The sequence below is a fragment of the Telluria mixta genome, from assembly GCF_029223865.1.
GTDB lineage: Bacteria > Pseudomonadota > Gammaproteobacteria > Burkholderiales > Burkholderiaceae_D > Telluria > Telluria mixta.
The window spans coordinates 1,050,826-1,062,904 of sequence record NZ_CP119520.1; the positions used below are offsets into that span (position 1 = coordinate 1,050,826).

At 68.7% G+C, this 12,079-nt stretch carries 6 protein-coding genes; 1 reads left to right on the top strand and 5 read right to left on the bottom strand.

The features are described from left to right. Window positions 1-67: 67 nt before the first annotated feature. Window positions 68-6,466 (top strand): Ig-like domain-containing protein, encoded by a 6,399-nt coding sequence (locus P0M04_RS04700; protein WP_259448527.1) that lies wholly within the window; start codon window positions 68-70, stop codon window positions 6,464-6,466. A gap of 99 nt (window positions 6,467-6,565) precedes the next feature. Here P0M04_RS04700 and P0M04_RS04705 read toward each other — a convergent pair whose 3' ends face one another. The 5 genes from P0M04_RS04705 to ptsP all read right to left on the bottom strand — a co-directional run bounded on the left by P0M04_RS04705 (window position 6,566) and on the right by ptsP (window position 12,063). After that, window positions 6,566-7,504 carry an RluA family pseudouridine synthase gene (locus P0M04_RS04705; RefSeq protein WP_259448526.1) on the bottom strand — a complete coding sequence of 313 codons (939 nt, stop codon included), beginning with the start codon at window positions 7,502-7,504 and terminating at the stop codon, window positions 6,566-6,568. Window positions 7,505-7,511: 7 nt separating this feature from the next. Further along, on the bottom strand, window positions 7,512-8,441 hold the full coding sequence (locus P0M04_RS04710; RefSeq protein ID WP_259448525.1) for a M48 family metallopeptidase: 930 nt from the start codon (window positions 8,439-8,441) through the stop codon (window positions 7,512-7,514). 88 nt (window positions 8,442-8,529) lie between these two features. Beyond that, complete coding sequence (gene metW / locus P0M04_RS04715) at window positions 8,530-9,147, bottom strand: methionine biosynthesis protein MetW (RefSeq protein WP_259448524.1); 618 nt, start codon at window positions 9,145-9,147, stop codon at window positions 8,530-8,532. Continuing rightward, window positions 9,144-10,259, bottom strand: a complete 1,116-nt coding sequence (gene metX / locus P0M04_RS04720) for a homoserine O-succinyltransferase MetX (protein WP_371877890.1) — start codon at window positions 10,257-10,259, stop codon at window positions 9,144-9,146. Before metX ends, metW begins: the two co-directional genes overlap by 4 nt. Window positions 10,260-10,311: 52 nt before the next feature. Continuing rightward, a complete protein-coding gene (gene ptsP, locus P0M04_RS04725) occupies window positions 10,312-12,063 on the bottom strand; it encodes a phosphoenolpyruvate--protein phosphotransferase (protein WP_259448522.1) in 1,752 nt (583 codons plus the stop codon). Window positions 12,064-12,079: the final 16 nt, after the last annotated feature.

The window sequence follows — 12,079 nt, forward strand, 5'->3', positions numbered from 1 at the left end:
GATCGTTCACTAAGTTTTCCTTGTGGAATCTTTTTTCCACGACGTCAAACACTGTCCGCGAACGATCATGCCCACCCAGACCACTGCCCCCTCCCCGTCCGTTCCGCCCGTCCTGCTGTCCGCCACGCCCACCGGCACGGCCGGCGACATGAGCATCGCGCTGGATTTCAACACGGCGATGGCGGCCGCCACCGGCACGATCATCATCACGGACGGTGCGGTGCAGACCGTGATCGACCGCGCGACGGGCGAGCCCACGCTGCGGGTCGTCGGCGCGACCGATACCCACACGGTGTCCGCCTCCAGCCTCGTGATCGAAGGGTCGCACGTCAAGCTGGACGTCACCGGCCTGCTGCCCGGCCACACGTACAGCGTGGTGATGGGCGCGGACGCGCTGCAGTCGAGCGGCCACGTGGCGTTCGGCGGCGTGCGTTCCACGTCGCAGCTGACGTTCACGACGCCGGCCGCGCCGGACACGCAGGGCCCGGCGCTCGTCTCGGTCGACACGGACGGCGGCGTCCTGAAGGCGGGCGGCAGCATCGTGGTCACGCTCAAGTTCTCGGAAGCCGTCGCGAACCTGCCGGCGGATGCGCTGGCCGCGCCGCATGCGGGCATCACGAACCTCACGACGGGCGACGGCGGCATCACCTGGCATGCCACCCTGACGGCGCCGAAAGACGCCACCACGGCGGCCGGCAACGTCCTGAGCCTGGACATGAGCAAGGTGCTCGACCTAGCCGGTAACCACGGCACCGGCACGAGCAAGCTGGCCACCTACGCGGTCGACACGCAGGCGCCCACGGCCACCGTCACGCTGGACCATGCCCTGCTCGGCGGGGGACAAGACGCCGTCGCGACGATCAAGTTTTCCGAAGCCGTCAAAGGACTGGGCGTGGATGCGCTGAGCGCCGGCCACGCGACGGTCTCGAACCTGCACACGACGGATGGCGGCACGACCTGGGTCGCCACGCTGAGCGGTACCGCCGCCACGAGCGCGGGCGGCAACGTCCTCGCGGTCGACCTGGGCCAGGTGAAGGACCTGGCCGGCAACGCGGGCAGCGGCAGCGCGGTGTCGGCAGCCTACACGGTCGACACGCAGGGCCCGAACGCCGTCGCCATCGCCCTCGACGGCGCCACGCTCGGCGGCGGCAAGTCCGTCCACGCCACGTTCACGTTCGCGGAAAGCGTGCAGAACCTGGCGCCGGACGCGATCTCCGCGCCGCATGCGACGGTGTCCAACCTCGCCACGAGCGACGGCGGCAAGACCTGGACGGCGACCTTGAGCGCGGACGGCACCGGCACCTGGACCGGCAACGCCGTCACCGTCGACCTGGCGAAGGTGACCGACCTGGCCGGCAACGCGGGCAGCGGCACGGTCGCCGGCGCGGCCTACGCCGTCGACACGCAGGGCCCCACCGCCACGCTGGCACTGGACGGTTCCGACGTGCACACGGGCGGCACCCTCGGCCTGACGCTGCATTTCAGCGAAGCCGTGACAGACCTGACGATGGCCGCCCTGCAGGCGCCCAACGCGGCGCTCGCCAACCTGCAGCATTCCGCCGATTACCTGACGTGGACGGCCACGCTCACCCCGCAGGGCGACGTCACCGACGCCACCAATGCCGTCACCCTGAATCTCGCGAAGGTGCACGACGCCGCGGGCAATGCCGGCAGCGGCAGCGCGGTCTCGGGCAACTACGCCATCGACACGCACGGCCCGGACACCGTCGCCATCGCGCTGGACGGCGCCACGCTCGGCGGCGGCGCCAACATCCGCGCCACGTTCACGTTCGACGAAGCCGTGCAGGACCTGCCGCTGGCCGCGATCAACGCGCCGCACGCGCACGTGGAGGGCCTCGCGTCGAGCGACGGCGGCAAGACCTGGACCGCGACCCTGAGCGCGGACGGCAGCGGCACCTGGACCGGCAATGCCGTCGGCGTCGACCTGACCCTGGTGAAGGACCTGGCCGGCAACGCAGGCAGCGGCTCCTTCGGCAGCGCGGCCTACGTCGTCGACACGCAGGGCCCCACCGCCACGCTGGCGCTGGACAGTACCGCCCTGCACGGCGGGAGCAGCGCCACCGTGACGATCCACTTCAGTGAAGCGGTGACGGACCTGACGGCAGGCGCGCTGCAGGCCCCGAACGCGACGCTGTCGAACCTGCAGCATTCCAGCGACGGCCTGACGTGGACGGCCACGCTCACCCCACAGGGCGGTATCGAGGATGCGGCCAATGCCGTCACCCTCGACCTCACGAAAGTGCACGACGCGCTCGGCAACGCTGGCAGCGGCAGCGCGGCGAGCGCCAACTACACCGTCGACACGCAAGGCCCGGCCACCGTGGCCATCGCCCTCGACGGCGCGACGCTCGCGAACGGTACGAGCATCCACGCCACGTTCACGTTCGCGCAGGCCGTGCCGGCGCTGCCGCTGGCCGCGATCAGCGCGCCGCATGCGACCGTGTCCAACCTCGCCAGCAGCGACGGCGGCAAGACGTGGACGGCCCTGCTGTCGGCGGACGGCACCGGCACCTGGACCGGCAATACCGTCGGCGTGGACCTGACGAAGGTCGCGGACGGGGCGGGCAACGCGGGCAGCGGCAGCGCCGTCTCGGCCAGCTACACGGTCGACACCGTGGCGCCGGCCGTGGCCAATATCGCGCTCGACAACACGAACCTGGACGCCACCCACGGCGCCACGCTGACCATCCGCTTCAGCGAGGCGGTGGCCGACCTGGGCACGGGCGCCATCACCGCCCCGCACGCGGCCGTCAGCGGCCTGCACACGGCTGACGGCGGCGTGACGTGGACCGGCACGCTGGCCAGCAACGACACGACGCCCAGCAGCGGCAACGTGCTGTCCGTCGACCTGACCAAACTGCACGACCTGGCCGGCAACGCGGGCAGCGGCAGCGCCCAGTCGGACGGCTATTCGGTCGCGGGCATCGCCAACACGCTCGCCATCACCCTCGACGGGACGAGCCTCGACGCGACCCACACGATCCAGGCCACGTTCACGTTCACGCAGGCCGTGCGCGACCTGCCCCTGTCGGCGATCTCGGCGCCGCATGCGAGCGTCTCGAACGTGGCGAGCAGCGACGGCGGCAAGACCTGGACCGCGACGCTGTCGGCCAGCGGCAGCGGCGACTGGACCGGCAACGTCGTCGGCGTGGACCTCGCCAAGGTGCAGGACCTGAACGGCTACGCCGGCAGCGGCAACGCGTGGAGCAGCGCGTACGCGGTCGACACGGCCGGCCCCATGGGCGCGGCGATCGCGCTGGGCGGTGCCACGCTGAACGCGGGCGGCACGATGGACGTGACCTTCACGTTCGCCGAGAGCGTGAGCGCACTGCCGGCGGACGCGATCGGCGCACCCGGCGCCACCGTGAGCGGCGTGCACACGACCGACGGCGGCAAGACGTGGATGGCCACGCTGACGGCCCAATCCGGCGTGGACACGGCCGGCCTGCACGTCGCGCTCGACCTGGCGCAGGTCGTCGACGGCCACGGCAACCGCGGCAGCGGCACCGCGACCAGCGCGGCCGCGTACGCGATCGACAGCAAGCCGCCCGTCGTGGCGGACATCCTGTTCGACGACACGACGATCGGCCCCACGCACGACATCGGCTTCACGATCACGTTCTCGGAAAGCGTGAGCGGCCTGACGGCGGCCGCGCTCCAGGCCCCGCACGCGAAGGTGAGCGGCCTGGCGACGACGGACGGCGGCAAGACGTGGACCGGCACCTTGAGCGCCGAGACCGGCACCAGCAGCAGCACGGGCAACCAGCTGCGCGTCGACCTGACCCAGGTGCACGACGCGGCCGGCAACGCGGGCAGCGGCAGCGCGACGTCGCTGTCGCACTACGACGTGGACACGACCCCGCTGACGGCCTCCGTCGCCCTGGACGGCGGCACGCTCGTCAGCGGCGCCGACGTCGGCCTCACGGTCACGTTCTCGGCACCGGTGATGGCGCTCGACGCCACCGTCTTCACCACGCCGCACGCTACGCTCACGAACCTGCACCACTCGTCCGATTACCGGACCTGGTACGCGACGCTGGGCGCGGCCGACACGGGCATCGTCGTCGACACCAATGCCGTCAGCCTGGACCTGACGCGCGTCCACGACACCCTCGGCAACGCGGGCGGCGGCACGACCGTCTCCGGCAACTACACGTACGACACGACGGTGGGGGCGTATGTATCCGGCATCTACGTCAGCGACGAGGGCCCCTATGCCGACGACGGCATCACGAACAGCGGCGGCGAATACGCCTCGGGCTATTTCATCGGCTCGATGGTCGGCAGCCAGCACCTGAAGGTGACGATCGACGGGGTGGAGGTTGACCCCTACGGCCTGCACGTGTACTCGGCGGAAGGCGGCATGACGTACTGGTATTACGCGAGCGAGGCGTACCTGGACGCCGGCGCGCACACGTACACGGCGAGCATCGTCGACGACGCCGGCCACGCCAGCGTCACGGTGTCGAAGCACATCACGATCGACACGACGTACCCGCACGTGACCAGTTCGCCCGACGGCAGCACGGCGTTCGACATCGCGGGCAACCTGGTCCTCACGTTCGACGAGGCCGTGTACTGGACGCACGGCGAGAGCAGCTACGACGGCCTGCAACTGTACGACCACGACGGCGCCAGCAGCTACATCAGCCTGACGGAAGCGAACTTCTCGGCCGACCACAAGACGCTCACGCTGACCGCCGACGAGCTGCACCTCGGTTCGGGCAACGACTACACCCTCTACCTGCCCTACGCGCTGACCGACCTGGCCGGCAACCAGGTGGCGGAGCACAGCATCGTCTTCCACACGTCCGGCACCTACGTGGACGTGACGGCGCCGAAGGCGACGGGCCTGCGCGCGGACACGAGCGGCGGCGACTACGGCGTCGGCGAGACCATCGCGATCCGCGTGACGTTCAGCGAACCGGTCAACGTGACCGGGACCGGCACGCCTGTCCTGCAGCTCAACAACGGCGCCACCGCCACGTTCCAGGGTCTCGACACGGACCACCGCTCGGCCATGTTCAACTACACGGTGGCGGCGGGCGACAGCGACGTGTCCGGCCTGGATATCGGCAGCAAGGCCGACCTGGCCGGCCATTTCGCGGACGGCGCCGGCAATCTGCTCGACCTGGCGCATATCACCTTCGGCTACCTGGCGGACGCCGACGGCTACGGCGGCACCATCCAGATCGACACGCACGCACCAGGCGCCCCGCCCGCGCCGCACTTGGCCGCCGCGTCCGACACGGGCACCATCGGCGACAACGTCACGAGCGTCGTGGCGCCCACCATCACGGGCAGCGGCGCCGATGGCTACGCCCAGATCGAACTGTATGTGGGCGACCGCCTCGTGGGCAGCGGCTGGGCCGACGGCGGCGGCGACTGGAGCATCGGCGACGTCCTGCTGGGCACCAACGGCACCTACGCGGTCAAGGCCGTCCAGTACGACGACGCGAACAATGCCAGCGCGCCGTCGCAGCCGCTGACGATCACCGTCGCCGGCTCGACCGCCGCGGGGGCGACGTTCGTGCCGGGCTACGACGACGGCCTGTCCTCCAGCGACACCATCACGAGCGCCGCCAAGCCGGGACTGACGGGTACCGTGGCCGCCGGCACGCAGGTGACCGTGTGGGACGGCAGCACGATCCTGGGTTCCACCACCGCGGGCAGCGACGGCACATGGCATTTCGCGCCGCTGTGGAACCTCGCGAACGGCGAGCACACGATCACGCTGGAACTGCAGGATGCCGGGGGCAACGTGACGCCGCGCGACCTGTCGGTCCCGTTCACGTTCACGGTCGATTTCCTGGAACCCGACGCACCGGGCCAGCCGGTACTGGCGGCAGGGAGCGACACCGGCGTCTCGTCCTCCGACGGCATCACGAACGACACGACGCCCACGCTGACCGGCCTTGCTGCGGAAAGCGGCGGCCGGATCCTGGTCTACGACGGCGCGGCCCTGGTGGGCGGGGCCGACGTCGGCAACAACCGGAGCTGGACGGTCACGCTCGGCGGCGGCACGCCGCTCACGGATGGCGTGCACACGTTCACCGTGGTCCAGGAAGATGCGGCCGGCAACCAGAGCGCCGCATCCGCGCCGTTGTCGATCACGGTCGACACGACGGCACCGACGGTGGGGTCGACCCAGTCGACCACCAAGGCGGGCGCGAACTGGCACAGCCTGACGTTCAGCGAACAGATCGTGTTCGCGCAGAACGGCACGATCGACGTGCTCGACAGCTCCAACGTGGGCCGCTCGCACCATGCGTGGGACGTGCTGACCAACTGGGACATCGCGACCGACGCGCGCACGCTGGAACTCAACCTGGGCACGCTGAACGGCGCCTACCACCTCACGGTGAACGGCAACGCGATCGAGGACGTGGCGGGCAACGTCGCCATCATCGGCAGTTCCACCTTCAACGTCGGGCAGACGGCCTGACCTCATCCACGTCATTCCCGCGCAGGCGGGAATCCAATTTCTGCTTGCGTCGCCGCAGCTCGACGAACTTGGACCCCGGCCTTCGCCGGGGCGACGGTTTCAAGCCGGCCAGTCCAGCACGCGGCCGCTGTCGAAGCTGCGTGCCTGGCCCGTGAGCGGGTCCTCGAACGCGATGGACCGCGCCAGCAGTTGCAGCGGCGCGGAGAAATCGTCGCCCTTGCACGGCAGCGCGACGGGATAGAAGGCGTCGTTCAGGATCGGCACGCCCAGCGACGCCATGTGCAGGCGCAGCTGGTGTTTGCGGCCCGTGTGCGGATGCAGGCGGTAGCGCGCCACGTCGCCGCGCGTCTCCAGCAGCTCGACGAACGTCTCGGAATTCGGCTCGCCCTCTTCTTCGCGCATCACGAAGAATTTGTCGCCGTCGACCATGCGGCTGCGGTAGGTGAACGGGAATTCCCGCCCGTGCAGCACGGGCGCCAGCGCCTCGTACACCTTGCGGATGCTGCGCTTCTGGAACATCGACTGGTACGTCCCGCGCGTGGCCAGGTTGTGCGAGAAGATGACGACGCCCGCCGTCTCGCGGTCGAGGCGGTGGATGGGCGTCAGGTGCGGCAGGTCGAATTTCTGTTTCAGCCGCACGAGCAGCGTCTCGCGCAGGAAGCGCCCCGTCGGGATCATCGGCAGGAAGTGCGGCTTGTCGACGACGAGCAGGTGCTCGTCCTGGAAGATGATGCCCTCCTCGAAGGGAATAGTCGTTTCGTGTTCGAGCTCGCGGTAGTACCAGATGCGCATGCCCTGGCGCACGTGGCTGTCGGCCGATAGCGGCGCGCCCTGCGCGTCGACGACGTCGCCGCGTGCGAGGCGTTCGGTCCAGGACGGGCCGGCGATGGCGGGAAAGCGTTCCTCGAGGAAGGCCAGCATGCCGCCGGTCCGGGTTTCCGTGATCCACAAATAGCTGGGCGCCACGCCGTCCCGAACCGGCAGCGGCACGACGGCGTTGGCCGCGGCCTGGTGACCCTTCCTGACGAAACGTGCCATCTAGCCTTTACCGTTGTGCGACGTTGGAGCGGTAAGGCGGCAACCGGTTGACCGACACGCCCTTGCTGCGCGCGTACAGCGGCAGCAGCACGTTCATGTGGCTGTCGATCTGCTCGATGCGCTCGCTGCCGCCCGGGTGCGTGGACAGCAGCTCGATCGGCGCGCCGCTCTCGTTCAGCGCCGCCATCTTGTTCCACAGCGCGATGCCGGCGCGCGGGTCGTAGCCGGAGCGCGCGGCGATATCCAGGCCCACGAGGTCGGCCTCGCGTTCCTCGTCGCGCGAGAATTTCAGCACGAGGAGCTGGCCGGCCGCGTTGGTCGCGCCGCGCACGTCCACGCCGAGCCACGCCGACAGCGCGGCGCCGCCCAGCTGGCTCGCGAGGCCCGTCGCCGTCGCCTTGCTCTGGCGGTCGCGCCCGTGCTCACGCAGCGCGTGCGCGATCTCGTGGCCCATCACGGCCGCGATCTCGTCGTCCGTGAGGCGCAGCTTGTCGATGATGCCCGTATAGAACGCAATGCGCCCGCCCGGCATGCAGAACGCGTTCACGTCGCCGGACTGCAGCAGGTTGACCTGCCATTTCCACTGTTGCGCAGCCGAATTCCAGCGCGCCGTGTTCGGAATGATGCGTTTCGCGATGGCGCGCAGGCGCTGCACGCGCGGATCGGATTCCGGCACCAGCGCGCCTTCCTGCTTCGCCTTGCTCATCAGCGCCACGTATTGCTGGGCCGACTGCTGGTTGATGGCTTCCTCGGGCGCGGCGATGTCGCGCCACACGCTGCCGATCCGGTTGCGATTGAGCGGCTTGACGGCGATGCCGTCCTGCACGACCTGGTCCTGGTTCGGGCGGTCGTCCTGGGCCGCCGCGACGTACGCGCCGTGCGTGGCGGCACTCAGGGCAAGCAGCACGGCCGCGCCATGCTTGATGAGTCGATTCATGGTGTTCTCCTGCTGGGTTCCTGGCGACATGATGCCCGCGTCGCGTCCGTAAGTACAACACGATACGCATATGCGGGCAGCGCCCGCGTCAAGCCTTGCTCACGAGATCGCGCTTGCGCAGGCGGAATACCGCCAGGCTGCCGCGCAGATTCGGCAGGAACGACACCGGCTTGCCCTCGGCCAGCGCGACGTATTCCAGCACTTCGAGGCCGCATTTCTCGGCCAGTTCCTTGAAATCGTAGATCGTCGCGTAGCGCAGGTTCGGCGTGTCGAACCACTGATAAGGCAGGGTGCGCGACACCGGCATGCGGCCTTTCAGCAGCGCGGCGCGGTGCGGCCAGTAGGCGAAGTTCGGGAACGACACGATCGCCTCCTTGCCCACGCGGACGATGTCGCGCAGGCGCGCCTCCACGTGCTGCATCATCTGCAGCGACGACAGGCACAGGACCATGTCGAACGCGTCGTCCGCGAACAGGTCGAGGCCCTGCTCCATGTCGTGCTGGATCACGCTGATGCCGCGCTGCGTGCTTTCCAGGATCTTGTCGTCGGCAATCTCGACGCCATAGCCCGTGCAGCGCTTGGCCTGCTCCAGGTAGCGCAGCATGGCGCCGTCGCCGCAGCCGACGTCCAGCACGTGCGCGCCGTCGTTGACCCAGTGCGCGATGAACGCAAGGTCGGACCGCAGGGTCAGGTCTTCGTATTTCATGCGACCTCCTTCTGCCCGCCGGCGATGCGCTCGAAGTAGGCGCGTACGATGTTCATGTAGCGCACGTCCTCGAGCAGGAAGGCGTCGTGGCCGTGCGGCGCGTCGATCTCGGCATAGGTCACCTTGCGGCGGTTGGCCAGCAGCGCTTCCACGATCTCGCGGCTGCGCTCCGGCGAGAAGCGCCAGTCCGTCGAGAACGACGCGACCAGGTATTGCGCCTGCGTGTTTTCCAGCGCCTTGGCGAGGTTGCCGCCGTGTTCGCGCGCGGGGTCGAAATAGTCGAGCGCCTTGGTGATCAGCAGGTAGGTGTTGGCGTCGAAGTATTCCGAGAACTTGTCGCCCTGGTAGCGCAGGTACGATTCGATCTCGAAGTCGATGCCGAAGTCGAATTTGTAGTCGTTGCCCTCGGCCGCGTTGCGCAGCTTGCGGCCGAATTTCTCCGCCATGTCGTCGTTCGACAGGTACGTGATGTGGCCGACCATGCGCGCCACCTTCAGGCCATTCTTCGGCACGACGCCGTGTTCGTAGAAATCGCCGCCGCGGTAGTCCGGATCGGTGAGGATGGCCTGGCGCGCCACGTCGTTGAACGCGATGTTCTGCGCCGAGAGTTTCGGCGTGGACGCGATCACGATGCAGTGGCGCAGGCGCTCGGGGAACATGATGCTCCACGCGAGGGCCTGCATGCCGCCCAGCGAACCGCCCATCACGGCCGCGAATTGCCGGATGCCGAGGCGGTCGGCCAGCAGCGCCTGCGCGGCGACCCAGTCTTCCACCGTCACGACGGGGAACGCGGCGCCGTACGGTTTTCCCGTGGCCGGATTCGTGTGCATCGGGCCCGTGGAACCGAAGCAGGAGCCGAGGTTGTTGACGCCGATGACGAAGAAGCGGTCGGTGTCGACCGGTTTGCCCGGCCCCACCATGTTGTCCCACCAGCCGGCGCTCTTCGGCTGGTCGGCGTAGTGGCCCGCGACGTGGTGCGACGCGTTCAGCGCGTGGCAGATCAGCACCGCGTTCGATTTGTCGGCATTCAGCGTGCCGTACGTTTCATACATCAACGTGTAATCGTTAATAGCCGCGCCGCTTTGCAGGCGCAACGGTTCGGCGAAGTGCATCGCCTGGGGGGAGACAATTCCGATCGATCCCATGAAGACTCTTAAGTTGTAACTAGACGGACTGCAGCTGCTCCACGGCTTCGGCGATGGCCGCCGGTTCCATCGCGCGCAGGATGCGCTTCGTGCGCGGCACGAGCCGCGCCAGGTCGCTGGACAGGATTTCCTGCTTGACGGCCAGCAGCTGGGCCGGATGCATCGAGAACTCGCGCAGGCCCATGCCCAGCAGCAGGCGCGTGAGCTTGACGTCGCCCGCCATCTCGCCGCACACGGCCACGTCGATACCGGCCTTGTGCCCGGCATCGATCGTCATCGCGATCAGGTTCAATACCGCCGGGTGCAGCGGATTGTACAGGTGCGCCACCTCGTAGTCGACGCGGTCGATCGCCAGCGTGTACTGAATCAGGTCGTTGGTGCCGATGGACAGGAAGTTCAGGCGCTTGACGAACATCGGCAGCGCCAGCGCGGCGGCCGGGATCTCGATCATCGCGCCGACCTCCACCGCCTCGTCGTACTTGATGTTCTGCTCGCGCAGCTGGGCCTTGGCCTGCTCGATCATGCTGAGTGTCTGGTCGATCTCGAACGCATGCGCCAGCATCGGGATCAGGATGCGCACCTTGCCGAATGCCGAGGCGCGCAGGATCGCGCGCAGCTGCGTGAGGAACATCTGCGGCTCGGCGAGGCAGTAGCGGATCGCGCGCAGGCCCAGGGCCGGGTTCAGCGCCGTGTGTTCGGTCTGGTCGAGCGGCTTGTCGGCGCCCACGTCGAGCGTGCGGATCGTGACCGGGCGGCCCTTCATCGCCAGCACGGCCTTGCGGTACTGCTCGAACTGCTCGTCCTCGCCCGGAACCTTGAGGCCTTGCGCGCCGCGTCCCATGAACAGGAATTCGGAACGGAACAGGCCCACGCCGACGGCGCCCGCTTCCAGCGCCGGGCCGCAATCGTCCGGCAGCTCGATGTTCGCGAGCAGCGTGATCGGCGTGCCGTCCTTGGTGACGGCCGGCGTCTTCTTGAGCTTGAGGAGGCGTTTTCTCGCCTTCATCAGGTTGGCCTGGCGCGCGCGGTACTGCTCCATCACGAGCGCGCTCGGATTGCAGATGACGACGCCGGCATCGCCGTCGACGATCACCCAGTCGTCCTGTTCGATCAGGCGCGACGCCTGGCTCATGCCGACGGCGGCCGGGATGTCCAGGCTGCGCGCGACGATCGCCGTGTGCGAGTTCTGGCCGCCCACGTCCGTGACGAAGCCGACGAACGAGCGGTCGCGGAACGCGAGCATGTCGGCCGGCGAGATGTCGTGCGCGACGACGATCATCTGCGGCTGGAAGTGGTCCTCGCCGACCGGCGGCGGGGCCGGCAGCGCGGTGCCCATCAGCACCTTCAGCACGCGCTCGGCCACCTGCTGGATGTCCTGCTTGCGCTCGCGCAGGTACTCGTCCTCGATCTCGTCGAACTGCGCGGACAGCTCGTCGATCTGCGTGACGAGCGCCCATTCCGCGTTGTAGTGGCGCGAACGGATGATGTCGAGCGGCGCCTCCGAGATCATCGGGTCGGACAGGATCAGCACGTGCACGTCGATGAACGCGCCCAGTTCCGTCGGGGCTTCCTTCGGCAGCTCGGTCCACAGCTCCTGCAGGTTGCGGTGCACTTCGGCGATCGCGTCCTGCAGGCGCTTCACTTCCGCCTCGACCTGCTCTTCCGGCACGAGGTAGTGCTTGACGTCGAGCGCGGCCGGCGTGAGCAGGTGCGCACGTCCGATCGAGATCCCGCGCGAGACCGGAATGCCGTGCAGTGTGAACGATGCCATGGAGGGTCCCGGGTGA